Annotated in this window: 29 protein-coding genes; 2 read left to right on the top strand and 27 right to left on the bottom strand. The window is 43.1% G+C overall.

Annotated elements, in window-relative coordinates; genetic code table 11:
* Window positions 1-44 precede the first annotated feature (44 nt).
* Complete coding sequence (gene folB / locus Q8J82_RS03440; RefSeq protein WP_305327769.1) at window positions 45-395, top strand: dihydroneopterin aldolase; 351 nt, start codon at window positions 45-47, stop codon at window positions 393-395.
* Between the two features lie 231 nt (window positions 396-626).
* Here the strand turns inward: folB and xerD are convergent, their stop codons facing one another.
* From xerD to Q8J82_RS03310, 26 genes are all read right to left on the bottom strand, one after another.
* Entirely contained in the window at window positions 627-1,517 is an 891-nt protein-coding gene (gene xerD / locus Q8J82_RS03435) for a site-specific tyrosine recombinase XerD (RefSeq protein WP_305327768.1), read from the bottom strand.
* A complete protein-coding gene (locus tag Q8J82_RS03430; RefSeq protein WP_304891801.1) occupies window positions 1,517-2,020 on the bottom strand; it encodes a methylated-DNA--[protein]-cysteine S-methyltransferase in 504 nt (167 codons plus the stop codon). Before Q8J82_RS03430 ends, xerD begins: the two co-directional genes overlap by 1 nt.
* A gap of 106 nt (window positions 2,021-2,126) precedes the next feature.
* Window positions 2,127-2,522, bottom strand: coding sequence for a 50S ribosomal protein L19 (gene rplS / locus Q8J82_RS03425; RefSeq protein ID WP_304891800.1), 396 nt, complete (start codon window positions 2,520-2,522; stop codon window positions 2,127-2,129).
* A 28-nt stretch (window positions 2,523-2,550) separates the two neighbouring features.
* Window positions 2,551-3,324 (bottom strand): tRNA (guanosine(37)-N1)-methyltransferase TrmD, encoded by a 774-nt coding sequence (gene trmD / locus Q8J82_RS03420; RefSeq protein WP_304891799.1) that lies wholly within the window; start codon window positions 3,322-3,324, stop codon window positions 2,551-2,553.
* Between the two features lie 2 nt (window positions 3,325-3,326).
* Window positions 3,327-3,875, bottom strand: a complete 549-nt coding sequence (gene rimM, locus Q8J82_RS03415) for a ribosome maturation factor RimM (protein WP_304891811.1) — start codon at window positions 3,873-3,875, stop codon at window positions 3,327-3,329.
* Window positions 3,876-3,950: 75 nt separating this feature from the next.
* Window positions 3,951-4,439, bottom strand: coding sequence for a 30S ribosomal protein S16 (gene rpsP, locus Q8J82_RS03410; RefSeq protein WP_305253241.1), 489 nt, complete (start codon window positions 4,437-4,439; stop codon window positions 3,951-3,953).
* Between the two features lie 140 nt (window positions 4,440-4,579).
* A complete protein-coding gene (gene queC / locus Q8J82_RS03405) occupies window positions 4,580-5,272 on the bottom strand; it encodes a 7-cyano-7-deazaguanine synthase QueC (protein ID WP_304891797.1) in 693 nt (230 codons plus the stop codon).
* 14 nt (window positions 5,273-5,286) lie between these two features.
* Window positions 5,287-5,925, bottom strand: coding sequence for a 7-carboxy-7-deazaguanine synthase QueE (queE, locus tag Q8J82_RS03400; RefSeq protein ID WP_305327174.1), 639 nt, complete (start codon window positions 5,923-5,925; stop codon window positions 5,287-5,289).
* A 125-nt stretch (window positions 5,926-6,050) separates the two neighbouring features.
* On the bottom strand, window positions 6,051-6,887 hold the full coding sequence (gene ybgF, locus Q8J82_RS03395) for a tol-pal system protein YbgF (RefSeq protein WP_304891795.1): 837 nt from the start codon (window positions 6,885-6,887) through the stop codon (window positions 6,051-6,053).
* 37 nt (window positions 6,888-6,924) lie between these two features.
* Entirely contained in the window at window positions 6,925-7,491 is a 567-nt protein-coding gene (pal, locus tag Q8J82_RS03390; RefSeq protein WP_305327175.1) for a peptidoglycan-associated lipoprotein Pal, read from the bottom strand.
* 59 nt (window positions 7,492-7,550) lie between these two features.
* A complete protein-coding gene (tolB, locus tag Q8J82_RS03385; RefSeq protein ID WP_305327176.1) occupies window positions 7,551-8,837 on the bottom strand; it encodes a Tol-Pal system beta propeller repeat protein TolB in 1,287 nt (428 codons plus the stop codon).
* Window positions 8,838-9,010: 173 nt separating this feature from the next.
* Complete coding sequence (locus Q8J82_RS03380) at window positions 9,011-9,865, bottom strand: cell envelope integrity protein TolA (RefSeq protein WP_305253274.1); 855 nt, start codon at window positions 9,863-9,865, stop codon at window positions 9,011-9,013.
* Window positions 9,866-9,886: 21 nt separating this feature from the next.
* Window positions 9,887-10,285: an ExbD/TolR family protein gene (locus tag Q8J82_RS03375; RefSeq protein WP_304909041.1), complete on the bottom strand. Its 399-nt coding sequence runs from the start codon at window positions 10,283-10,285 to the stop codon at window positions 9,887-9,889.
* A gap of 3 nt (window positions 10,286-10,288) precedes the next feature.
* On the bottom strand, window positions 10,289-10,969 hold the full coding sequence (gene tolQ / locus Q8J82_RS03370; RefSeq protein ID WP_304909042.1) for a protein TolQ: 681 nt from the start codon (window positions 10,967-10,969) through the stop codon (window positions 10,289-10,291).
* 62 nt (window positions 10,970-11,031) lie between these two features.
* Entirely contained in the window at window positions 11,032-11,445 is a 414-nt protein-coding gene (ybgC, locus tag Q8J82_RS03365) for a tol-pal system-associated acyl-CoA thioesterase (protein WP_304909043.1), read from the bottom strand.
* Complete coding sequence (gene ruvB / locus Q8J82_RS03360; RefSeq protein ID WP_305327767.1) at window positions 11,442-12,485, bottom strand: Holliday junction branch migration DNA helicase RuvB; 1,044 nt, start codon at window positions 12,483-12,485, stop codon at window positions 11,442-11,444. The genes ybgC and ruvB overlap by 4 nt, the downstream gene beginning before the upstream one ends.
* A gap of 67 nt (window positions 12,486-12,552) precedes the next feature.
* Window positions 12,553-14,670, bottom strand: a complete 2,118-nt coding sequence (locus tag Q8J82_RS03355) for an EAL domain-containing protein (protein WP_304891787.1) — start codon at window positions 14,668-14,670, stop codon at window positions 12,553-12,555.
* Entirely contained in the window at window positions 14,667-15,659 is a 993-nt protein-coding gene (locus Q8J82_RS03350) for an ABC transporter substrate-binding protein (protein WP_305327766.1), read from the bottom strand. The genes Q8J82_RS03355 and Q8J82_RS03350 overlap by 4 nt, the downstream gene beginning before the upstream one ends.
* 33 nt (window positions 15,660-15,692) lie before the next feature.
* A complete protein-coding gene (locus Q8J82_RS03345; RefSeq protein ID WP_305327765.1) occupies window positions 15,693-16,748 on the bottom strand; it encodes an AI-2E family transporter in 1,056 nt (351 codons plus the stop codon).
* A 74-nt stretch (window positions 16,749-16,822) separates the two neighbouring features.
* Window positions 16,823-17,725 (bottom strand): DUF4349 domain-containing protein, encoded by a 903-nt coding sequence (locus Q8J82_RS03340; RefSeq protein ID WP_305327179.1) that lies wholly within the window; start codon window positions 17,723-17,725, stop codon window positions 16,823-16,825.
* Window positions 17,726-17,772: 47 nt separating this feature from the next.
* Window positions 17,773-18,351: a Holliday junction branch migration protein RuvA gene (ruvA, locus tag Q8J82_RS03335; protein ID WP_304907907.1), complete on the bottom strand. Its 579-nt coding sequence runs from the start codon at window positions 18,349-18,351 to the stop codon at window positions 17,773-17,775.
* The gene (locus Q8J82_RS03330) at window positions 18,348-19,298 is read right to left on the bottom strand and encodes a prenyltransferase (RefSeq protein WP_304907908.1); all 951 of its coding nucleotides are present in this window, start codon (window positions 19,296-19,298) and stop codon (window positions 18,348-18,350) included. The genes ruvA and Q8J82_RS03330 overlap by 4 nt, the downstream gene beginning before the upstream one ends.
* Window positions 19,298-19,861, bottom strand: coding sequence for a crossover junction endodeoxyribonuclease RuvC (ruvC, locus tag Q8J82_RS03325; protein ID WP_304907909.1), 564 nt, complete (start codon window positions 19,859-19,861; stop codon window positions 19,298-19,300). The genes Q8J82_RS03330 and ruvC overlap by 1 nt, the downstream gene beginning before the upstream one ends.
* 3 nt (window positions 19,862-19,864) lie before the next feature.
* A complete protein-coding gene (locus Q8J82_RS03320; protein WP_304907910.1) occupies window positions 19,865-20,695 on the bottom strand; it encodes a hypothetical protein in 831 nt (276 codons plus the stop codon).
* Window positions 20,696-20,697: 2 nt separating this feature from the next.
* Window positions 20,698-21,423 (bottom strand): YebC/PmpR family DNA-binding transcriptional regulator, encoded by a 726-nt coding sequence (locus tag Q8J82_RS03315; RefSeq protein ID WP_304907911.1) that lies wholly within the window; start codon window positions 21,421-21,423, stop codon window positions 20,698-20,700.
* 173 nt (window positions 21,424-21,596) lie between these two features.
* The gene (locus Q8J82_RS03310) at window positions 21,597-22,520 is read right to left on the bottom strand and encodes a DMT family transporter (RefSeq protein ID WP_304907912.1); all 924 of its coding nucleotides are present in this window, start codon (window positions 22,518-22,520) and stop codon (window positions 21,597-21,599) included.
* A gap of 94 nt (window positions 22,521-22,614) precedes the next feature.
* Between Q8J82_RS03310 and Q8J82_RS03305 the strand changes: the two genes are divergently transcribed.
* Window positions 22,615-23,046, top strand: coding sequence for a CBS domain-containing protein (locus Q8J82_RS03305; RefSeq protein ID WP_304907913.1), 432 nt, complete (start codon window positions 22,615-22,617; stop codon window positions 23,044-23,046).
* A gap of 31 nt (window positions 23,047-23,077) precedes the next feature.
* On the opposite strand, the gene Q8J82_RS03300 is transcribed toward Q8J82_RS03305, so the two are convergent.
* Window positions 23,078-23,596 (bottom strand): cytochrome b/b6 domain-containing protein, encoded by a 519-nt coding sequence (locus tag Q8J82_RS03300; RefSeq protein ID WP_304907914.1) that lies wholly within the window; start codon window positions 23,594-23,596, stop codon window positions 23,078-23,080.
* Window positions 23,597-23,602: the final 6 nt, after the last annotated feature.

The raw sequence follows: 23,602 nt of genomic DNA, 5'->3' as shown, positions 1-23,602 counted from the left end.
CTATAGCAAAATACTAGCTATATATTTTTAGGCACACTATTTTTATGGACACCATTTTTTTAGAGCAAGTTAAAGTGCAAACCAAACTAGGCGTACCCGAATGGGAACGCATGATGCCGCAAACCATCATTCTAGACATTGAAATTGGCTACGATTTACGTAAGGCCTGTAAAAGTGATGCCATTGTCGACACCATAGACTACGGCGCAGTAGTTAGGCGCATTCACGTAACCTTAAACGAGCATTCCTTTCAATTAGTTGAAGCCTTAGCCGAACATATTTGCCAATTGATTTTAACTGAGTTTGGCGCATTAAGCGTGAAAATTAAGGTGGCTAAACCAGGGATACTGCTTGGACTAAAATCGCTCGGTATTATTATTGAACGAATCAAATAAAATTAACCATATTCGCAAAAGACGCTATTTTTGACACAGAACGAGTAGTGCCTTATTACCTAAAAATAGTTTTTTGTGACTACCGACAATTACTAATATGCAAGTAATAGAGTCTGTAAATAATTCTGTGTAAATGCGGTATTGAGTAATATTCTTGTGGGAGTTAAAGTCGGAATTGCAGCCAGCTAGCTCATCTTACAACCCATGAGCCCGGCATAACAACTTAGGTAATCACCCCCTAGGGTGATGCATACTATGCAACCGTTTCAACCGCTCCCGCGCTACATGCGTATAAATCTGCGTGGTCGAAATATCCGCATGCCCTAATAACATTTGCACCACGCGTAAATCTGCGCCATGGTTCAACAAATGCGTTGCAAATGCATGGCGCAACACATGCGGCGACATATGCTTGTTAATCCCGGCCAACAAGGCATAACGTTTAATCAAATACCAGAAGGCTTGACGCGTCATGGCCTCGCCCCGATTCGTGACAAATAGCGCATCACATAAGCGATTGTGTAATATAACAGGTCTTGCTTCACTTAAATAACGTGAAATCCAATCAACCGCTTCTTCGCCCATCGGCACTAAACGGGTTTTACTGCCCTTGCCTGTTACGCGCACCACGCCATCGCTGACGCTAACCTCGGTGGCCTGTACACCCACAAGTTCGGATACGCGTAATCCGCAGGCATATAGTAGCTCCAACATCGCCCTATCACGCAAACCTGCAGGTTCATTCAAGTTTGGTGCGTTAAGCAGCGCAACCACTTCATCCTCATTAAGGCTTTTAGGCAAACTACGCGGCAGCTTGGGTGATTGTATTTGTATGGTCGGGTCTAGGTTGATTATGTTATCTCGCAATAAATAGCGATAAAATCTTCGCATACTGGCAATCAGGCGGCTGATGCTGCGTGGTTTACTTTGCGGATACTTGACCGCAAGATATTGTTGAATATCGGCTTGATCTACTGTTAATAACTGTTTGTTTTGCTTTGTCAGCCAAAGTGAAAATGAGGTTAAATCCAGCCGGTAACTCTCCAAGGTATTTTTTGATAAACCATCTTCCAACCAGAGGTGATCGATAAATGTATCGAGCAGGTTAGCGTTAGAATCCATCAATCTTGCTTGTCATGTTGGTATATTGCACTCTCATGCTTTAAAAGCCACTTTTTAATTTCAAGGCCATTTTCCAGACCACGCATAAAGCCACCCAAACCATTTTTAGCGACCACACGATGGCATGGAATTACCAATGGCAAAGTATTGGCTCCGCATGCGTTGGCAACAGCGCGGGCACCTGAACCAAGCTTGGTAGCAATATCGCTGTAAGTGAGCACTTGGCCACAAGGAATCATACTGATTTCTTGCCACACCTGACGTTGAAATGGCGTTCCTTTGTCAATCAATGGTAAATTAAAACTATGATGTGCATGAGTAAAGTAAGCCTCAATCTGGGTTGATACTTGATGTGCGATTTTATGTTCCGCAGGTTTTTTATCAAGTTTCTCGGATAATAAAACAATGGCAACATGCAACCCTTGAACAGTAATACCCACCGCGCCAAATGGCGCATCAATCACAGCATCATATTGAACAGGGTGTTTGTTTTTATTTTTCATACGTTAATTTAACTCAATTGCCAAAGTGAAAGCAAATAAAAAAGCTCCAAAACTTATTTAGTTATTGGAGCTTTTTCGTGCTTAGTAACACCTAATTTATTAAAATTTAAGCGCTTTCTGCTGGTGCCATTACTTCTTTGTCACGTGAGAATAATTTCTCTTTAATACGTGCTGATTTACCTGAACGCTCACGTAAGTAGTAAAGTTTTGCACGACGAACATCACCACGGCGTTTAACTTCAATGCTAGCGATTAGCGGTGAGTATGTTTGGAATGTACGCTCAACACCTTCACCTGATGAAATTTTACGTACGATAAATGATGAGTTTAAGCCACGATTACGCTTAGCAATAACAACGCCTTCGTATGACTGCACACGTTTACGTGTACCTTCAACTACGTTTACGCCAACCACTACAGTGTCGCCTGGTGCAAAAGATGGAATCGTTTTACCTAAACGGGCAATCTCTTCCTCTTCTAGCATTTTAATAATATCTGCCATTTTGTTATCCCTTACGGGTTCCTTTTAATTATGAAGATGCTTGTTCCTGCTCTAATTCTGATTTTTCAATCTCTAGGAGCAGCCGTGCTTCTTCTTTCGTCAACGGCCTTGCGGCCAATAAATCGGGACGTTGATCCCGAGTTCTTTGCAATGACATTTTTAAACGCCACTGCTTAATCTTTGCATGATTACCTGAGGTTAACACCTCTGGCACCCTTACACCGTTATATTCTTCCGGCCTTGTATAGTGCGGGCAATCTAACAAGCCATCTACAAATGAATCCTCAACCGCAGAATCACTATCTCCCAAACTACCCGGCAACTGCCTCACTATTGCATCTATCAAGGCCATGGCGGGTAACTCACCACCACTTAATACATAGTCGCCAATGGATATTTCCTCATCCACTTGAGCATCTATGAGTCGTTGATCAACGCCTTCATAGCGACTAGTCAACAGCACTAATCCTTGCTTTTTACTTAATTGCATGACTTTTTCATGCGTTAACGGTTCACCCGCTGGTGAAAGATGGATTACCCAACTCTCTATATTCTTAATAGCCTGCGCTGCTTTCGCTGCAGTGATTGCTTGTTTTAAAGGTTCAGCCAGCATTACCATGCCAGGACCGCCACCGTAGGGTCTATCATCAACTGTTTTATGATTATCAGTAGTGTAATCTCGAGGATTCCAAAACTGTACATCATAAATTTTATGCTGCAACGCTCTGCTGGTAATGCCATATTTTGTAATAGCATCAAACATTTCTGGAAACAGCGTTACTACATCAAACGAAAAAGCCATGACTAGAAATCTGCATCCCAATCCACCAACATGGTTTTTGCTTTTAAATCTACATCAAGCACTACAGATTCAATAAATGGCAACAATCTTTCGTCTTGCTTTACTTTAGAGACTTCTTTGCTTGTAGTTTCTTTTACAAGTTCACCCTTATCCGTATCAAGTTTAACTACCAGTACATCATTTGCACCAGTTTCAAACACATCAACAATCAAGCCAAAGTCTACGTCCTGCTTGTTTTTAACGCGCAGACCAATCAAATCTGACCAGTAATATTCATTCTCTTCAGCTTCTGGCAACTGATCTCTTGGCACCGCTATCTGCTTACCTTTGCAGGCGAGCGCAGCATCTCTATCATCAATGCCTTTCAGCTTAACAACGATAACGTCATTGTGTACTTTGGCAGTTTCAACAACCATTTCACGCCAATCGTCACCTTTGCCTAGCCACCAATTATCGTAGTCAAACAAGCCGTCGAACGCTTCTGTATCTGGCACAACTTTTAGCCAGCCAAAAACGCCATAAGGCGCAACAATGCGCCCCATGACTACCATATTACTTATTGCCAAAATTACTCACAGACTTAAAGCTGACACATGGTGATGTTACATATCACCCAAGTAATTAAATTAAGCGTCTGCAGCTGGTGTTTCAGCAGCTTCTACAGGTGCAGCAGCGGCTTCTGCCTCAGCAGCTTTAGCTGCGGCTGCAGCCTCTGCAGCTTGAGCGGCTTCTTCAGCAGCTTTAGCATCTAATTCAGCTTTGGCTGCATCTGCGGCAGCTTTTGCTTTTGCAGCTTCAGCAGCAGCAATTTTAGCTTTAGCAGCATCAGCTTTAGCAGCATCTTTTGCTTTTGAAGCAATTGCGTGCTCTGGGCCTTTTGAATGAAACTTAACCAAACGTGCAACTGTATCTGACAATTGTGCACCTTGACTTTGCCAATGAGTAACGCGCTCTTGATCTACACGTAGGGCTTCAGCACCCGCTTTGGCTGATGGATTGTAAAATCCAACACGCTCAATAAAGCGGCCATCACGACGATTGCGTGAATCAGCAACTACTAAGTTGTAGAAAGGAGTTTTTTTCGCGCCACCACGAGCTAAACGAATAATAACCATAATCTTTGTTCTCTTTATTGAAAAATTTATCGCAGAAAGGCGCGGATTTTACGTTATTTTTAGTTGTTTTGGCAAGTGCTAATTATATTTATTATCGATTGATTAAACATCACCATCCTAATAAAACAATTATGTCCTTTTTATCCGTGCTTTTTATATCTCGTTGGGTCTACCAAACCAGCCGCCGCAAAGCCCTCGCGCCTTAATCGGCATGAATCACACAAGCCACAAGCTTCGCCGTTACTATCTGCCTGATAACAGGAGACCGTCATTGCGTAATCCACACCCAACTTTGCACCTAACTGAACGATTTGTGCTTTTGTCATATCAATCAGCGGCGCATGTATGGTAATGGTATGACCTTCTACGGCACTTTTAGTGGCTAAATTCGCCATCGCCTGGAATGCCTTAACATATTCGCCACGACAATCTGGGTAGCCAGAATAATCAAGCGCATTCACCCCGATAAAAATATCTTGGCTTTGCAACACTTCGGCCCATGCTAAAGCAAGTGACAACATAATGGTGTTGCGTGCTGGCACGTAAGTAACAGGAATACCCGCTGTTTCGCTTTCCGGCACAGCAATCGCATCATCCGTCAGCGCTGAGCCGCCAAATAAAGATAAGTCCAAGTTAGCAGTTTTGTGTGCTGCAGCGCCCATAATATGAGCAACATTTTTAGCTGCATGTAACTCAGCAATATGGCGTTGATGATAATCCAAACTCAGGCAATAACAATCAAAGCCCTGAGACTTTGCTATGGCAAGACAGGTAGCAGAATCTAGCCCACCAGAAAGCAATACGACTGCATTTTTTTTAACTTTATTTTCCATATTTAAGCCCTGATCTAAACACCCGGCTTCTCGCCCCACAGGATTTTATGCAACTGCACTTGCATACGTACCGGCAATTTATCTGCCAGCACCCATTCAGCAAGCTCGGTAGGACTCACTTGACTATACACGGGTGAAAATAACACAGGACATTTATCTGTAATTTGATGACTAACCAATATTTCTTTTGCCCAGTCATAATCTGCGCGACTGCACAGCACAAACTTTACTTCATCTGATTTTTTAAGATGGGCTAAATTGCCCCACAGATTATTTTTTACTTCGCCTGAACCAGGCGTTTTTACATCCAAGATCACCGACACGCGCTTATCCACAAGACTAATGTCAATGGCACCGCCTGTTTCTAACGACACGCTATAGCCTGTATCACATAATTCTTTAAGCAAAATATGGCAATCTTTTTGCGCAAGTGGCTCGCCACCTGTTACGGTGACATACTTTGTGCCATACGTTACGACTTTAGCCAAAATATCAGTAATTTCCATATTACTGCCGCCACTAAACGCATAAGCTGTATCGCAATACACGCAGCGCATAGGGCAACCTGTCAGCCTTATAAACACTGTCGGCAAGCCAATACGCGACGACTCGCCCTGTATTGAGTAGAAAATTTCGTGAATTTTTAATTTCATTAAATACTTGATTACTAGATTTTCTTATTAACTATAAAAAAATAGCGCCAACTTAAAATTGGCGCCATTATAACTGAAATATGGTTAACTTAATTTCAGCTAACCTGATGTTTTACAGGTAAAACTTACCTAATCGCTTCTAATGCTTTTAAGCGTTTTTGTGCTGCCGGGATTACGTCACTATTAGGAAATTTTGCAATTAAATCTCGTAAGGTTTTTTTGGCGCTTGGCACTAAGCCAAGCTGAATCTGACTATTCGCCATATTCATCATTGCGTCTGGCACCTTGGCGCTTTCCGGATGCTGATCCAACACTTTTTGTTGAGTTGCAATTGCTGATTTATAATTCTTTAAGGCAAACTGAGAATATCCCAAACCATAGGTTGCCTCTGACGCTAAAGTGCTGTTTGGATAGTCTTTTAAAAACTTGTCGTACGCGTTAAACGCATCTTTATGCTTGGATTCTCTGGACAGCCCATTGGCAAGCTCTAGCAATTGATATTCCTGTGTGTTTCTACTGGGTGCCGGCGTGGTTGCTGTAGCGGCATTTGTTGCCCCATCAGCGGCTGGCGTTTGGCCTGCTGCTGTTGGCGCTTCTTCTAATTTACGTAAACGTGTATCAGTATCGCCGTACAAGTCTTTTTGACGCTGTTGCGTAGCATTGACATTATGATTAGCCACTTCAAGCTCACCTTTAAGCCTTGCTACCTCTTGGCTCAAAGTTTCTATTTGATGTTGCATATCACCCAAAACCTGACCCTTGGTAATCGCTTCAATCGCGTCTACACGCTTTTTCAAACCTGCCAACTCGGTCTGAGTGGACTGATTCTGGCTATTCATCGTCGACTCTATTTCTAGAATTTTTTTGCGCGCTTCTTTGTCGTCAAACAAAGCCGCATGGCTATTTATTGCAAATAGCTGCGCAGACAATAGCAAGCTAACCAGAACCAGTTTTTTCATCATCTTTATCTAAACCTTAAATTAAATAATACTTTAAGTATTAGTCGTTCGCGTAAACAATATCGGCACGACGGTTTGTTTTAAAGCAAGATTCATCTGCGCAATTTTCATCCGCTTTTTCTTCACCGTAACTGACAGTTTCTATTTGTGTATCTTGCACGCCAAGTAAATTGAGTGATTTTTTCACAGCTACTGAACGGCGTTGACCAAGTGATAAGTTGTACTCGCGTGTACCGCGTGCATCGGTATTACCTTGCAAAATTACTTTTGCATTGCCATTTGCAAGTAAATATTTTGCATGTGCTTCAATCATTGGACGAAACTCAGCTTTAACTGCATCACTATCAAAGTCAAAATACACATTACGTTTAGATAAAATATTATTTGGATCTTTTAGCGGGTTGTTGCCAGCATCAGTTGCATTGCCGTCAATTGATACTTCTTTAACACCAGAGGTATCAGCGCCGCTTGATGTTGCTGTTTGGCCAGGGCTTTTATCTTCCACTGATGCAGGTTTATCGACCATAGGTGTGCTTTTACAAGCGGCCAATAATAACGCCAGTGCTAGAGTACTTAATAACTTTGTGTTCAATGCTGCTTTGTTCATACTGCTCTCCTTAAAAAAAAACGTTTTAAAATACTATACAAATAACAGATAAAAATAACTTACTTAATTAACGGACCCCAGGCAGGCTCGCGTATATCACCGCCAGACTCATTCAGGCGCTGCTTCACACGTCCGTCAGATGACACAGCAGCTAATGCACCGTGACCTTTTGACCGTGTAGCGTACAACAGCACGCGTCCGTTAGGTGCAAAACTTGGCGACTCGTCTTGTGAGCCTTCACTTAGCAGCTGCACTTGCCCACTACTTAAGTCTTGCAATGCCACACGAAATTTACCGCCATCGTTGCGAATCATCGCTAACGATTTTCCATCAGGTGAAAAGCGCGGGCTGACATTATAAGCGCCTTCAAAGGTCACGCGCTGGGCATCGCCACCACTGGATGAAACCTTATAAATCTGCGGCCTCCCTCCACGATCTGACGTAAAGTATATCCACTTTGCATCTGTAGACCAAGTGGGCTCAGTATCAATCGCGCTACTTTTAGTGATTTGCTGTAAACCAGAGCCATCCGCGTTAATGGTATAGACCTGCGAGTTAGCACCATGGGTGAGCACAATCGCCAGTTTACTGCCGTCTGGCGACCATGCAGGCGCACTGTTATTACCTTTAAAGCTTGCTAAAACTGAACGCTGACCACTTAAAGATTGTACATAAATAATCGGTTTTTTCTTTTCAAAAGAGACATAAGCAATCTTGCTTCCATCTGGCGACCAGGCAGGTGAAATAATCGGCTCTTTTGAAGACAGCATAGTCAGCGGGTTTTCACCATCTACATCAGCTACCTGCAAGGCATAACGCCCATTTGATTTATTAATATAAGCGATTCTGCTCGCAAAGATACCAGTTTCGCCTGTTAGCTTTTGATAAATAACATCCGCAATTTTATGTGCGGTTGCTCTTAATTGATTAGGCGCTATGTTGTACTGCATACCTGCCAATTGTGTTTGCTTAAGCACATCGGCTAGCTGAAAAGTCACTTTCAGGCGATTTCCTGGCAACGCTTCAACCGAGCCTACCGCCATTGCCTGCGCCTGCAAAGCAACCCACTCTGCATATTTGATTTGCCCGATGTCAGTTGGACGGCTGACTACTCCGCCAGTCTCCAATACACGAAACAAACCACTGCGCTTTAAGTCTGCGGCGATGATATTACCGATATTTGTACCACCGCCATCTTGCCCAAATGGCACAATGGCAATCGGCACTTGCTGTGCGCTACCGCCGCTAATTTCTATTTCTAGCGCAGCGTTGGCAATCGATGTAATGAAGAGACTTGCAGAAAATACAGCTAAACTAATTATTTTTGAAAATCTGAGTATATGCATAGGCTATGTTTAATATCTTTATAATTCATTCATTGAAATCTTGGAATTTGACCCGAAAATCTCGTCCATGAGTCTTAATGTTCAGTTGAATTCTACTGTAACCATATTTTGACGCCACTCGATTTACACATTGTTACATTCACTCACATTTTTACACAAAATAAGACTTAAGCTCAGTCGTTAGGTCGGAACTTTAACTTTAAGTTTCTAAATTGTGAAAAAAGTGAAGGGTCACTTGGCAACGGAAGTGGCTGAGAGGCAATAATCGCACGTTCTACAGCTTCATCGCAGGCTTCATTCCCGCTCGATTTAACTAATTTTGGACTGCCGCTTATCTCACCGGTTGGCAGCAAACCAATGTCAAATTTAAGCTCGGGGTTGCCTTCTCCGCATAAAGTTTTATTCACATTACCACGAATTTTAGCTTGAATTTTATTTCTAAACTCATCTAACACACCTGCATTAGTAGCAGCTTTAGCCGACAAAGCTTGTTGATCGCCAGCTGTTTTTTCATCAGCCAAAGCTTCTTGCTGTAGTTTTTTTAAAGCATCTTTTGCTTTTTTATCGCTTATTTGCTTGTCACTATCACGCATTTCATCTTTACGCGTTTCTTCTTGAAGTGCTGCAAGCTGTTTTTTTTGTTCTAATGCTTTGTCTTTTTTAAGTTTTTCTTCTACCTTTTTCTGCTCAATTACTTTTTGTTTTTGTTCAAGCTCCTTTTTCCTCTCCAGCGCAATATCAACCTTAGGATCTTCCCTTTCAACTGGCTTTGGTGGTTCCGGCACTTTTTCGATTGGCTTTGGTGGCGGCTCTACTTTTACTTCCGGCTCCACTACTGGCAGTGGCGGTGGTGGAGTCACAGTGCTATTTGGAATGCTGTCCCACAACTCAACTTCAGTTACATTCAGAACAGGATGCGCTGCTTTCCAATTGAATGAAATCAATAATCCGCCAAGCAAAGCAAGATGAACGGCTATCGCCAACCCGCCTGCTTTCCATGAAACTTCTTTTTCGTACGCTCTAATCATGTGATTTATATTGCTCTTGCCTTACTGAGCTGGCGCTAACAATAGCCCAACCTTATCGACCTTATTTTGTTTCAACAAATCCATAACGCTTATCACATCGTCGTATTTCACATTTTTATCGGCGGCTATTACCACTGAACGTTCAGGTGATTTTTCGAGCGCCTGACGAACAGCTAACAACAATTCATCACGTGCCATTGGCTTATTATCCAACTCTATTTTTTGATTGAGCTTTACCGTTAGCACCACTGGCGGCACTTGATGTTGCACTAAACCTTGCCCCACCTTCGGCAAATCGACGATACCTGGATTAGTCATTGGTGACGTGACCATGAAAATCACCAACAAAACCAACATCACGTCAATGTAGGGCACCACATTGATTTCGTTCATCATGCGGCGTTTTTGTGTACGCGCCATGATTTAGCTCTTTCTTTGCAATATGTTAGTGAATTCTTCCATAAAGCTTTCATAGCGCACCGAAAGCCTGTCAACCGAACTAGCAAAGCGGTTATAGGCAACGACTGCCGGAATAGCCGCGAACAATCCAATCGCAGTTGCCACCAATGCCTCAGCGATACCTGGCGCAACCTGGCTAAGCGTGGCTTGCGCCACGGTAGACAAGCCTCTAAATGCATTCATAATGCCCCATACGGTACCAAACAAGCCAATATAGGGGCTTACAGACCCAACTGAGGCTAAAAATGGCAGGTGCGCATCAAGATCATCCAGCTCACGGTTGTAAGCAGCGCGCATGGCCCGGCGTGAGCCTTCCATGACATCTGAAACCTCCATACGAGACTGCTGTTTATGCCGCGCATACTCTTTAAAGCCTGCCTCAAAAATGCTTGCCATGCCTTGTGGTTTACGGCGGCCAGCAGTAAGCCCTTCATAGAGCTTATTTAAATCTCCGCCTGTCCAGAACGAGTTTTCAAAATTTTCAGCATCTGCTTCTGCACGTTTGATGGTAAAAAATTTGATGAATATATACCACCAGGAAAATAAAGAGGTAATCATTAAAATTAACATCACCAGCTGCACGGGCAGGCTGGCACCCGCTACTAGCGAGAAAATCGACATGTCATTGGCAACACTTACAGTCATAATAGCTCCATTGGTTTATTCTTCATTTGTAATTTTTATCGTTGTATTTTAATCGTTGTATTTTAATCGTTGATTGGCATAATGGCTTGTTTAATCGCTTGCGGAATAGCCACTGGCTTAAAATTTTCCGCGTTCACAAACACAGCCTTTACTTGTGCGTCTATCAGCAACACGCCATCCCGCGTAATGGTTTGCATAATATCCATACTACTGTGCCCCGCTCTAATCAGCGCACAATTCACTACCAGCATATCGTTAAATTTCGCAGGGCTTTTAAAGGCAATTGAAAGGCTGTGGATGACGATAATAACGCCTAATTCATCTTTTACCGTCGTCTGCTCAAAACCCAAATCCCGCAACCACTCAGTGCGGGCACGCTCCATAAAATTCAAATAATTTGAGTGGTAAACCACACCGCCTGCGTCGGTGTCTTCATAATATACGCGTACAGGCCAGCAAAACTGATTGTTACTCATGCTGCATCGCTCTGCCAAACTTCATTACTTAAGTGCTTAGGCATAGGCAAACCAAAATGTTGATACGCCAGATTAGTCGCTACGCGCCCGCGCGGGGTGCGCATTAAATAGCCTTGCTGTATCAAGTATGGTTCAAGTACATCTTCAATCGTATCGCGTTCCTCACCAATGGCAGCTGCCAGGTTATCTAACCCAACTGGACCACCGCCAAATTTTTGCAATACGGCAAGTAACAATTTTCTATCCATTACATCAAAGCCTAATTTATCCACATCCAGCATTTTCAACGCAGCATCTGCAATTTCTGACGACACAATACCGTTGGCTTTCACTTGTGCGTAATCTCGAACACGCCTGAGCAATCTATTTGCGATGCGAGGCGTGCCGCGTGAGCGTCTGGCAATTTCCAGCGAACCCGTATCGGCCATTTCTACTTCCAGCAAGCCAGCACTGCGATGCACAATACGTGCTAGCTCTTCAGCAGTGTAAAACTCCAGTCGTGAAACGATACCGAAGCGGTCTCGCAACGGGTTAGTGAGCATGCCTGCACGAGTGGTAGCACCAATCAGCGTAAACGGCGGCAAATCAAGACGAACACTACGCGCAGCGGGGCCTTCTCCTATCATGATATCCAAACGATAGTCTTCCATCGCTGGGTATAATATCTCCTCAACCACAGGTGAAAGTCGATGAATCTCATCAATAAACAGCACATCGTTAGGCTCTAAATTGGTCAGTAACGCGGCTAAATCACCTGCACGCTCCAATACCGGGCCTGAAGTCTGGCGCATATTAACGCCCATTTCTTTTGCAATAATATGCGCTAATGTTGTTTTACCTAATCCTGGCGGACCAAATAGCAGCACATGGTCTAAGGCCTCGCTACGACCTCGAGCGGCGTTAATAAAAATCTCTAACTGACTACGTGCTTTTTCCTGTCCTACGTACTCGTCTAAAAGCTTGGGGCGTAAGGCGCGCTCTAACGCTTCCTCACGGGGACTCTCGGCATCCGGGGCAATCAGGCGATCAGTTTCTATCATAATTTAATATCTATTGTTATATTGTGGATTTTTGAACGCTAGTAAGCGGCGCTATAAATCTGCATCATTATTTCGCATGTATTTTAGAAAAATTTTCTATCATGCCTTTGACTGTTACAGGGACACCCAAATAAAGGCCTTGTCCATAGTGTACGCCTATGGCTTTTAATTCCCTCAAAATTTCCTCATTTTCTACAAATTCAGCCACAGTTTTAATATTCATCGCCTCTGCCACACTATGAATCGAACGCACCATAGCGTGGTCAATTTTATTGACGTGCATTTCCTTGACGAAGGTACCGTCGATTTTCAAATAATCTACATCAAAATTCTTCAAATAGGTAAATGAAGACATACCACTACCAAAGTCATCTAAAGCAAAACTACAGCCTAATTTCCGTAACGCGCTAAATAGCAATATGGTATTTTTTAAATTGACAATGGCTGCAGTTTCGGTAATTTCAAAGCATATAGCCTCTGGCGGAATTGAGTATTTTACAAACATGTCTTGTATAAATCCAAGCAAACTTTTATCGCCCAGCGAAGTGCCTGATAAGTTAATCGAGAATACATAATCGCACTTTTCAGCATTGATATCTAACATTTGGCGATAAGCTAAAAATACATTTTTAATCACCCATCTATCAATATTGGGCATTAAATGATAACGCTCTGCTGACGGTATGAATGTTGTTGGCAGGATTATTTTCCCATCAAGGTCAATTTTTCTCAGCAATATTTCATAGTGACGAAGTTGATTAACCTGAGCATTTAGCGGCACGATTGGCTGGCAGTAAAGCATAAACTGCTGATCATCAATTTCATCGGTAATGTCAGATATTGCTTCTACCGCACTTCGATGTTGCACCACCTCAATATCGCCGGCATTAAATAAAAAGCTTTGATTTCGACCTGCCGATTTCGCAGAATAACAAGCTGAATCAGCCGCATGAATAATATCGCTGGCATTTTCAAAACCTCGGTTAATCACAACCAACCCTATACTGACACCAATATTAAAAATCTTATCATCGTAAATAAAACGATAATCTCGAATGGTTTTAAGCAGCGCATTATTGATTTGATTCGCATCTGCCAAAGTGCAGTTCTCTAGCAATAGACCGAACTCATCACCGCCTAAACGCGCCAAAGTGTCTCTTTCGCGCATTTTATTAGAAAGCAAAACACTCACCTGCTTGAGCAGTTCATCTCCTGCTGAATGCCCGCAAGTATCATTCACCAATTTAAATTGATCTAAATCCAGATAGCAAAAAACATGCTGGGCATTATTTTCATGCACGCTTTTCAGGCAGCGCTCTAGCCGGACTTCGAACTCGCGACGGTTAATCAACCCTGTTAAATCGTCATGTTGTGCCTGGTATCGCAACATTGAAGTAGCATCATTAATTTTATCCTGCATACTTTCATATGCATGCTTCAGGCTTGTTGACATTGAATTAAAGCCTCTTTGTAAGGTTTTTAATTCGCCACTCGAATTTTCTACTATGGCGTGTGAAAACACACCTTCGCCCACTCTATTTACAGCATGTGCAATCTCCTGGATTGGTTTGGTAATATTTCTACCGATTATCCACGCGAGTAATGCGCTTAGCAGCAGACCAAAAAACCCTATCATGAAAATCTTTACGATTAAATCCTGCTTGATATTTTGCAGTGTCTGGTTACTCAGCTCAACATACACCTGACCAATCTTTTCTGGAATATAGTCTTTTTTAAACTCTAACTCTTTGCTGCTTAAGTTAGAAAAATCATCTATTTCAACCAAGCTTCTGTAAATGGGGTAGGTAAAAATAATACCTTTGTCCTGCTGGAGTTGCTGGAGATTGTCCTTCATTATTTCGGCAATCACTTCTTTGGGTAACGCTCGTCCGCTTAGCGCCAATGTCATCCCTTGATTATCTACCAGCAAGACGGTTCTTAGATCCTGTTCATAGGAAAGCGCTTGTTGCACCAACCTTTGCAGCACCTGGCTGTTACCTGAAATCACGCCGTACTCCGCTGCAGGAGCAAGTTGAGAAGCTATTGTTTTTCCACGATCCTGCAGTGACTGATCCAATACGCCGAAAATGTTAGACACTGCATAGCCAACTAAAATAATGGCAAACAGCAAGGCAGGTATCGTACCTAAAAAAATGACTCTTGATTTAATGCCTAGGTTTTTCATTTTACTTTACCCGCTATAGCCTCTGACTCCAGCATTTTTTTGTAGACAGCCTCTTCATCCTGCAAAGGAATGTTAAGTGAACGCGCTACTTGGTAATTCAACATAATCGAGAAATATTTAGGTGATTGCGGCAATGGCAGTTCACCGGGTGCTTGCTGTGATTTAATTGCAATTTCTGCCGCCTGTTTAGCCAGTTGTTTGCTACTGCTATAAACGGCAGCCAGCCCACCCGCACGCACATAAGATTGAGAATATCCAAAAATTGGTTTTTGATAGCGATAACTGGTTAATAAAATGGGTTGTGCCGTTTCCTGGCTGTAAATTAAAGGGTCAGGTATTGCCACTAACGCATCAGTAGTTTCCAGCAGTTCTTTTAATTTTGGAATTAATTCAGCTTGTTGATTTACATGTCCTTCCAATATGCTAAATCCGCTTTTTTTACCCTCTTCTTTCAAAAAGTCACCATATTGAGATGAAGTTGGCCCCAGTAAAATACCCAGTGTTTTAGCTTCAGGTAAAATTTTCTTAATAAGAGACATTTGCCGGGCGTATGGCTGATCTAATACGATTGCGCTAAAATTACCTAAATCACGCTTACTCTTTAGCAATAAACTATTAAAAACAGGTAATGGCGTAAACACGCCAATCACAGGTGTTGTATGTTTTAACTTGCTTGAAGCCTCCAGTGCTTTTACCCCCAGAGCAATCACTAATTCACTATTTTCTGCTACCACCAACTTCTCTGCCACAGACAGCGTAATCACATTAGTTCTAAGGTTGGTATGTTTTCTTTTGGCCAGCTCGGCTTTAAACTGATCGACAAATTCAAGATTCGCTTGTGTTGGCGCTGTCATCACTATCGTAATGCCGGTATAAGCATGCGCAAAGAATGGCGCGACCAGTCCAATCGCTAGCGTAAAGCCAGCTAATAAATTCAAAAAATATTGATTGATATGTGAAATAACTTGCAAAATTAACTTCTCGAACATTAATAAGCAGCAGTAGCTATACGATTACTACCATCATGATTTTTCCAGCAGCCTCTTGTTTTGCGTGGCAATCCAATGTGTAATTAACGTCAAGCCGACCGCCAATAGTGTCGGACCAAGGAAAATACCGATAAAACCAAAGGCAACTGCACCACCAAGCACACCTAATACAATGAGTAATAATGGTAAGTGTGACGAATGGCTAATCAGAATCGGTTTTATCACATTATCTACGCTACTAATCGCGAGTAAGCCATATAGCGCCATGAAAACCGCCCAGCCGTGATCCCCATGATTATAAAGCCATAAAGAGACACCACCCCATACTAAGGGAGGGCCGACAGGAATAACGGATAAGAAGAAGGTCGCTAACGCTAACAAAATCGGCACGGGTGCCCCAACCACTATAAAGCCCACTAATGCTACTGCGGATTGCGCTAAAGCAGTACCAAAAATACCCAACATCACACCTTTTACAGTACTGCAAGAAAGATGCAACATCTCCTCACCCAACTCGCCACCAAGCCTGCGTACAGCAACTAGCAAACCATCAGCCAGGCGAGCCCCATCACGATAAAAGAAGAAAGCAACGAACACCACAAGTAATAACTGCAATAAACCTCCCGCCACTAATTGCACTGCACGTAAACCAAATGCCCGCATAGGCTCGGAATACTGCCGCAACAGTTTCATCAGCTCTTCGTGGCTGGCAGCTGCCCGCTCCCATGAGTTGCTAATCTGGTCGCCAATGAGCGGAAGGCTACGCATCCAATCCGGGGCATGCGGTTGCAGATTTTGCAACGTAAAGCTCATCTCATCAAATAGCCTCTCTGCAGAATCTGCCATGTTTACGGCAAGATAAGCCATAGGCAGAATCAAAGCAACCAACAATAGTAAGGTCATCGTAATTGCGGCCAAGGTATCACGCTTACCGAAGCTCAACCATAATCGGTGATACAACGGCCAGGTAAACAAACAAAATATGGCAGCAAACAAAACCGCTGCCATGAAAGGCTTCAGCACATAGACGCAGCCAATTACGAGCAAGGCGATTAAAGCGATTCGCGTGACCTGATTAGTATTAATCATTTAAATGATGCCTTTGATTCCGGTTTAAGCGCTTAAGCACATCAAGCAACAATATCAAGCTGAGCCTGTTCATGCTATTTAGTCCGCCATTTCGACATCACTTTAGGCCACAATTTTCGCGCTAGAATAAACATAGGAATACCAAACAATACCCATGGCAATACCATCATAAAAAAAGTAATCACTGCAGCAACACTATTCATCAATACCTGGCCAGCCTCATCTAAAGCGCGTGCCACCGGCGCAAAAAAACCTTGTTCGGTAATGCCTTGCTGCGCAGTAAAATTGATATTCACTGCAACCAACTCGGTTTCTTGTGCCAATACTTTTCGTACACCCTGAATACTATCAAGCTGGCTCTGTGTATTGACCAACTCACGCTGCACCTCAATCAGGTCTTTGAATTTGGCAGATTTGTCACTCAGCATTGCACGCAGGTTATCACGAAATTCTGTGAGGTTTTTAATACGTGCTTCTGCGTCTATCACGGCATCAGTTTTATCTTCGCTATCTCGTTGGTGTTGCAATATTTCAGCATTTTTAGCCAGCCCAGATAGAAAAATCTCGATGGACCTTGGCGGTATGCGAACAGATAAACTCGCGGATGGCGGGCTGTACGGCGTTTCTCGGTTGTAATTCGCGCTTAAAATCTGGCATTTTAATTGTTCACAATGTGCAATCGTTTTATCAAACGCCGTCTGTATTTTCTTGGCTGGAGCTTCTACAGTAAGAGAATGGCGCAGGGCTATGTAGCGTTTTACTGTAGCGTTTGTCGCAGTAGGCTCACTGATTTCTGTGAGCGACTCTTCACCGCCAGAATAATTTTCAGCCATTTTGGCTCTAGTCATATCGCTCGCAGGCATTGGTGCCATGGCTTGGCTTGGCGCCGACGCAACCTCAGCATTGTTTCTTTGTTGCCCGCAAGCCACTAATGAAAGTGTCGCTATTATCAAAAACAATTTACTCAGAACCTTCATTTTTGCTCCAATGTTTTGTTTTATTTTTAGGGGTTTATTTAACACTATTATTTTGATAACGATTTTAAAGCTTGTTTGATGCCGTCTGCCACTGTTGCGTCTGCTGGCAACAGCTTAACTGCAGCCAATGCTTCACGCTCATTGTACCCTAATGAAATTAGTGCATTGAGCACATCGCTACTGGCTGATTTTGGCTGATTGGGATGACTTGCGGTTAAGCCCGAAACTGTGAATTTATCTTTAAGTTCAAGCAGTAGACGCTCAGCTGTTTTTTTACCCACGCCAGGCACGCGTGTCAGCATGGCAGTGTCTTGCATGGCAACGGCTTGCACTAAATCATCAATCGATAAACCGCTTAAAATAGAAAGCGCCGATTTTGCACCAATACCATTCACTTTAAGCAACTGCCGAAACGTCGCGCGTTCCTGGTCACTGCCAAACCCGTACAAAAGTTGCGCATCTTCACGCACTACAAAATGCGTCAGCATCACTACTTTTTCACCAATCGCAGGCAAATTATAAAATGTACTCATTGGCACTTCACACTCATAGCCCACACCGTTGCAGTCTATTAAAACCAACGGCGGTGTCTTTTCCAGCAGAATTCCGTTCAAACGTCCAATCATGGCATCTTCCATAACAACACTAAAGTTAAAAATAAGGCATGACTCAGCATAGCGGCGAGCGTCAACTTAATCGCAGACAATAAATAGGCGGGGGTTGCCGCATATTTTCTTAGCAACAAAGCCGCACGTGCAGAAAATAATAGAGGTAAGACTGACAGGATTGCCAGCATAGGCAGCCTTTCTGCATAAACAAAGAAACCCAGCCAAGCAAACGCCAGACTTGCAAGCAAAGGATAAACCAACACCGCCTGCTCCAAAGGCAACCGAACTACCAGATGGTGTTTTCCAGCCATAGCATCTGCTTTTTTATCCGGAAACTGGTTGATATAAAGCAGATTAGTCACCAGCAAAGCATAAGGCATACCAACGATGATAGGCTGAAATGAAAACGCTTGTCGCTGTACAAAATCTGCACCCACTACAACTCCAATAAAGCCAGCCAACACACATAACTCACCTAAACCACGCCCATTGAGGCGTAACGGAGATGCTGAATAAGCCCACCCAATTAACACACCAAGCGCGCCGATGAGAAGCAGGCCAGCACCAACCATCGAGGATAACCACACACCACCCAACATGGCAACAAGCAATAATAAATAGCCGAAACTGGCAGTCTGATTAGTGGTCAGCACACCATTCTGAATGAATCTGCTGCCACCTGTGAAAGGATATAAACGTTCGGAATTAAGCGCATCGGTGCCGTTAAGCGCGTCAAAGTAGTCGTTGAGTACGTTCACCCCAGCATGCACTAGCAAAGCAAGCAATACGGTTATAAGAGCGGTTTCTAGCTGAAAACTAACACCAGAGTATGCTGCACCAGCCAAGCCCAACAGGCAGGCAGCTAAAGTAGCGATTAAAAATGCAGGGCGGGTAGCGGCAAAGTAACAAGCCAATGGATTTGCATAGCTTGTAACTGATGGCTCAGCTAGATGATTGTTACCCATCAAACCAGCCGCCCGCCACGAACTCGATAACCAGCTGTAGCCAACCTACCCAAGCCCTGCCCACCATGCGCATGACAGATTGCACAAGCTAATGCGTCCGCAGAGTCTGGTTTAGGCGTCGCAGGCAAATTAAGTAAGCGTTTGACCATTTCCTGCACCTGTTCTTTTTGTGCATGACCATTGCCAACGACGGCCTGCTTGACTTGTAAGGCGGTATATTCGGCCACGATTAAATTACGCATCACTGCAGCACTGATTGCAGCGCCACGCGCCTGACCTAACAACAAGGTGGATTGCGGGTTCACATTAACAAATACCTTTTCAATCGCCACTTGGTTAGGCTGATAAGTATCAATGACTTCAAACAAACCATCCAGGATAATTTTCAAACGTGCTGGCAGTTCCTCTCTATCATCTTCACCCTCAATTTTGTTTTTTTTACCACTCGCTGTTTTAATCGTACCACTCGAAATATAAGTGATCTTTTCACCTATTTTTTCGATTACCCCAAAGCCTGTGATGCGCAGGCCAGGGTCTATACCGAGGATACGAATAAACCCCAACTCTTAGTCCACAATCACATTAAATTTGAGTAACATTTTCGGCAAATAATCATCTAGATTTTGGATATGTTCATCATTTAACTCAATCAAATTGAACCCATATTTTTTGTATATTTGTTTCTTTTTTTCTTTGCGCTCTCTGTATTTTGGGTCATTTTCTAAGCCCCAAAATTCGATATAAACTTTACCTGCTGGAACATAAAAATCGCAATAAAGCTCTTCTTCAACAGGTAACAAACGTTCATATGCGTGAACAATACCTGACATATATAACCAATTATCAATTAAGCCCTCTGCCTTAGAGCGAACCCAATGACCATCCATTGCCCTATGAGTCGGTTTGAATTTATCTAACTTATCTCTATAACCTACCTGCTTCTCGTCTTTCGTTTCAGTAGGGACATCCTCCAGCTTGGCTTTTGTTTCTGTGCCTTTATTTCCTAACAGTTCTTGAATTGTATTGGTTAAGATTTTTGAGGTAATGATTGCTTCAGGCCACATAACGAAAGGGACACCAGACTGCCGACTTTCACGGCTTTCTGCATGAAGTTTTTTACCTTGGCTAGTTGGTATCCAGCCTTTTTTTGACCGTTCAATCCAGCCTAACTCTGATAAAACTTGATTTAATTTTCTACTGTTAATGCCAAGTTTTTCACCTAGTGCGGTAGAAGTTAAAAAGTTGTTTTGCTTTGGTTCATCAAGCTCAACTTCCTTAACTTGTTTTGTAACCTTACTTTTGTTTTCCACTAACCAATGCTTATAGCAAAGCGTATAACCAGCTTTTGAAACTGGACTGTCACAGCCAGCCATTGAACATTTAGGCAAGTTGACCATTACTAACCCTCTATCACTGCAGTGGTATAAACATCCTGCACATCGTCCAAATCGTCCAGTGCATCTAATATTTTTTGCATTTTCAATGCATCATCGCCGGTAAACTCCACTTCGTTCATCGGCTTCATAGTGACTTCTGCCATCACGGCTTTAAGGCCTGCGGCTTCCATCGCTTCTTTTACGGCCATAAAATCATTTGGCGGCGTAATCACTTCAATGCTGCCGTCTTCGTCTGTCACAATATCTTCAGCACCTGCTTCCAAAGCGGTTTCCATTACTTTATCTTCGCTCGTACCTGGCTCATATACTAAGCTGCCGCAATGTTTGAACATAAAGGCGACCGAGCCATCGGTACCTAAATTACCACCAAACTTAGTCAGCGCGTGGCGCACATCAGCCACCGCACGCTGCTTGTTGTCGGTAAGACAATCAATGATAATCGCCGCGCCGTTAATACCGTAACCTTCATAGCGAATTTCCTCGTAGTTCACGCCCTCTAATTCGCCCGTACCTTTTTTAATGGCACGCGTTATATTGTCAGCGGGCATGTTCTCTTCTTTAGCCTCTGCCACCGCAGCGCGTAGACGCGGGTTCATGGTAACGTCGCCACCACTTAAGCGCGCCGCTACGGTGATTTCTTTAATGATTTTTGTGAAGATTTTGCCGCGCTTGGCGTCTTGACGACCTTTGCGATGTTGAATATTTGCCCATTTACTATGACCTGCCATGCTGCTTTCCTCTAAGTATATTTTCTAAAAGTATTTCCTGCATTTTAACATAGGCAAACCGTAACTTAAGTAAGTTGATAATCAAGCATGAACTAGGCGTATTCGCGCAGACAGTACAACCAGTACGGCAAGCGGATACAACAACGTTCAGGCTTGATTTGCAACTCACGCCCTTACTCTTGTCCTTGCGCGACATCTATCTGCGTATGTTTACGTATGCTGATGATTGAAATGGTGATTAAAGACAGTGCGATAAAAACCATTCCAATCAATTCATAAGTATCCGGCACTTCATTGAGTTGCAGCCATGCTGCTAATACTCCAATAACAGGCGCTAACATTGAAGCCATACTCGCTACGCCCGCCTGTAATCGTTGTAAAGCATACAACCACAACACCCAAGCCAAGCAACCACTTAGAATCACATTAAAAAGCACGGTCAAAATAAATGTGCTGGTCCACTGTATAGGCGGCGCAGGCAAAATAAGTGCGATGGCTATAATCGGTATGGAGCCCAATAACATTGGCCAAGCGGTAAGATTAAGCAAGTCTAAATGTGGTGCTCGCTTATGAAGTTTCTTTGAGATAATCGCAGATATTGCCCATGAAACCCCTGAACATAGCGCTAAAAACATGCTAAATCCATCAGCTTTAATATGTAAAGGATCAAAAATGAGCACCATGCCAAACAATGCAAACACCACTGCAAGCCATTGCCAGCCTTGCACTTTTTCACCCAGCATTGGCCAGGCAAATAACATTACCCAAAAAGGCATGGTGTAAGTAAGTACCGCAGTTTTACCCGCACCGCCTTCAACCAATGCCCAAATTAACAACCCCGTAAAACCAACCGTTTGCAGTATGCCTAAAACAAGCATAGTGGGAAATTCTTTTAGCGCCAATGGTCTTTTCGTTAAAAAAATCACTAAGAATAGAATAAGCGCGCCTAAAAATGTGCGTAGTGCAGCAAACTGAAATGGGCTAGCGTATTGTACTGCCAACTTCATGACGACCCAGTTATAACCCCAGATAAGCGTGAGTATAAAAAGCGCCAAAAAGGCTTTGAACACTATCTTTTTGTCTGGGGGGTTTTGCATGGCTTAACTTTTCGCCTGTATTTATTGTTTAGCATTTTGCTATAGGCATTATAAGGTGTATATTTTTACTAGTATCAACTGAGAGGGGAATATCATGAAAACATTACAACAATTACTAAGTATAAAAAAACATAAAGAAGTGATTTCAATTGCACCACATCGTCCAGTATTTGATGCTTTAGTGGTGTTAGCTGAGTATAGAATAGGTGCGTTAGTAGTACTTGAAGGCGATAAACTGGTAGGTATTTTTTCTGAACGTGACTACGCGCGGGAAATCGTACTCAAAGGCAAATCCTCAAAAACCACGCCTATAAGCGAGGTGATGTCGACCAGCATAACGACCACAAAACCCAGTGACACTGTAGAACAAGCAATGTCTATCATGTCTGAGAAGCGCATTCGTCACTTGCCAGTACTTGAGGACGGTAAAGTCATTGGCATGCTGTCTATTGGCGATTTGGTGAAAGAAACGATTGATTATCAACAAAGGCTTATCAAACAACTTGAAAGTTACATTACTGGCTAACTGTTTTGCATGGTTCACGTTACAACAGTGTTTATTTGCCGTGAACCATGGCTTTGATTAAATTTCTGCCCTGCAGTTTTGAAACGACCACCACCGCCAGCAAATGTAATATAACCATCGCTTGCAGTAAATAAGACAGCACCTGATGAACATCCACAGGCCAGTCTTCACCCCAGAACTGATCGGTACGGCTAAGCCAACCTGTCAGTGCGAGAAATATGATAACTAGCCACATGACATAAACCGCGCACTGACCAAGCGGGTTATGTCCTCTATGATGAGAAATTTTTCCAGCTACAAGTTCTTTTAAGTGCATCTTGATATCTGCAATTTTTGGCAGATAAAACTTTGAGGTCATCGACCGGCTAAACCATAAACCATCTGCAATTCGCAACAGCACGAGAGCCACACATGCGTAACCGATGAACCTATGCCAAAAGCCTGACTCATTAAAAAAGCTAATGAGTACGCCTGTAGCAACCGCCCAATGGGTTAACCTGACAAGCAGCGGCCATGTGCTGTCATTGGTTTTAAGTAAATCTGCTTGCATCGGCAA

It is taken from the genome of Methylotenera sp., from assembly GCF_030684185.1.
GTDB lineage: Bacteria > Pseudomonadota > Gammaproteobacteria > Burkholderiales > Methylophilaceae > Methylotenera.
Note: the sequence above shows the minus strand (reverse complement) of the source record. Positions and strands in the feature narration are given on the sequence as shown.

What these genes read in the sequence shown, in the direction of transcription:
- Q8J82_RS03375 (WP_304909041.1), bottom strand. Translation starts at nt 10,285, where the DNA reads ATGGCGCGTACACAAAAACGCCGCATGATGAACGAAATCAATGTGGTG.
- ybgC (WP_304909043.1), bottom strand. Translation starts at nt 11,445, where the DNA reads ATGAGTAACAATCAGTTTTGCTGGCCTGTACGCGTATATTATGAAGAC.
- rpsP (WP_305253241.1), bottom strand. Translation starts at nt 4,439, where the DNA reads ATGGTTATTATTCGTTTAGCTCGTGGTGGCGCGAAAAAAACTCCTTTC.
- Q8J82_RS03380 (WP_305253274.1), bottom strand. Translation starts at nt 9,865, where the DNA reads ATGATTAGAGCGTACGAAAAAGAAGTTTCATGGAAAGCAGGCGGGTTG.
- Q8J82_RS03300 (WP_304907914.1), bottom strand. Translation starts at nt 23,596, where the DNA reads ATGCAAGCAGATTTACTTAAAACCAATGACAGCACATGGCCGCTGCTT.
- trmD (WP_304891799.1), bottom strand. Translation starts at nt 3,324, where the DNA reads ATGGCTTTTTCGTTTGATGTAGTAACGCTGTTTCCAGAAATGTTTGAT.
- Q8J82_RS03430 (WP_304891801.1), bottom strand. Translation starts at nt 2,020, where the DNA reads ATGAAAAATAAAAACAAACACCCTGTTCAATATGATGCTGTGATTGAT.
- Q8J82_RS03340 (WP_305327179.1), bottom strand. Translation starts at nt 17,725, where the DNA reads ATGAAGGTTCTGAGTAAATTGTTTTTGATAATAGCGACACTTTCATTA.
- ybgF (WP_304891795.1), bottom strand. Translation starts at nt 6,887, where the DNA reads ATGATGAAAAAACTGGTTCTGGTTAGCTTGCTATTGTCTGCGCAGCTA.
- Q8J82_RS03305 (WP_304907913.1), top strand. Translation starts at nt 22,615, where the DNA reads ATGAAAACATTACAACAATTACTAAGTATAAAAAAACATAAAGAAGTG.
- folB (WP_305327769.1), top strand. Translation starts at nt 45, where the DNA reads ATGGACACCATTTTTTTAGAGCAAGTTAAAGTGCAAACCAAACTAGGC.
- rimM (WP_304891811.1), bottom strand. Translation starts at nt 3,875, where the DNA reads ATGGTAGTCATGGGGCGCATTGTTGCGCCTTATGGCGTTTTTGGCTGG.
- ruvA (WP_304907907.1), bottom strand. Translation starts at nt 18,351, where the DNA reads ATGATTGGACGTTTGAACGGAATTCTGCTGGAAAAGACACCGCCGTTG.
- Q8J82_RS03315 (WP_304907911.1), bottom strand. Translation starts at nt 21,423, where the DNA reads ATGGCAGGTCATAGTAAATGGGCAAATATTCAACATCGCAAAGGTCGT.
- Q8J82_RS03355 (WP_304891787.1), bottom strand. Translation starts at nt 14,670, where the DNA reads ATGAAAAACCTAGGCATTAAATCAAGAGTCATTTTTTTAGGTACGATA.
- rplS (WP_304891800.1), bottom strand. Translation starts at nt 2,522, where the DNA reads ATGGCAGATATTATTAAAATGCTAGAAGAGGAAGAGATTGCCCGTTTA.
- xerD (WP_305327768.1), bottom strand. Translation starts at nt 1,517, where the DNA reads ATGGATTCTAACGCTAACCTGCTCGATACATTTATCGATCACCTCTGG.
- tolB (WP_305327176.1), bottom strand. Translation starts at nt 8,837, where the DNA reads ATGCATATACTCAGATTTTCAAAAATAATTAGTTTAGCTGTATTTTCT.
- Q8J82_RS03330 (WP_304907908.1), bottom strand. Translation starts at nt 19,298, where the DNA reads ATGGGTAACAATCATCTAGCTGAGCCATCAGTTACAAGCTATGCAAAT.
- Q8J82_RS03320 (WP_304907910.1), bottom strand. Translation starts at nt 20,695, where the DNA reads ATGGTCAACTTGCCTAAATGTTCAATGGCTGGCTGTGACAGTCCAGTT.
- tolQ (WP_304909042.1), bottom strand. Translation starts at nt 10,969, where the DNA reads ATGACTGTAAGTGTTGCCAATGACATGTCGATTTTCTCGCTAGTAGCG.
- queC (WP_304891797.1), bottom strand. Translation starts at nt 5,272, where the DNA reads ATGGAAAATAAAGTTAAAAAAAATGCAGTCGTATTGCTTTCTGGTGGG.
- queE (WP_305327174.1), bottom strand. Translation starts at nt 5,925, where the DNA reads ATGAAATTAAAAATTCACGAAATTTTCTACTCAATACAGGGCGAGTCG.
- pal (WP_305327175.1), bottom strand. Translation starts at nt 7,491, where the DNA reads ATGAACAAAGCAGCATTGAACACAAAGTTATTAAGTACTCTAGCACTG.
- Q8J82_RS03350 (WP_305327766.1), bottom strand. Translation starts at nt 15,659, where the DNA reads ATGTTCGAGAAGTTAATTTTGCAAGTTATTTCACATATCAATCAATAT.
- Q8J82_RS03345 (WP_305327765.1), bottom strand. Translation starts at nt 16,748, where the DNA reads ATGATTAATACTAATCAGGTCACGCGAATCGCTTTAATCGCCTTGCTC.
- Q8J82_RS03310 (WP_304907912.1), bottom strand. Translation starts at nt 22,520, where the DNA reads ATGCAAAACCCCCCAGACAAAAAGATAGTGTTCAAAGCCTTTTTGGCG.
- ruvB (WP_305327767.1), bottom strand. Translation starts at nt 12,485, where the DNA reads ATGATAGAAACTGATCGCCTGATTGCCCCGGATGCCGAGAGTCCCCGT.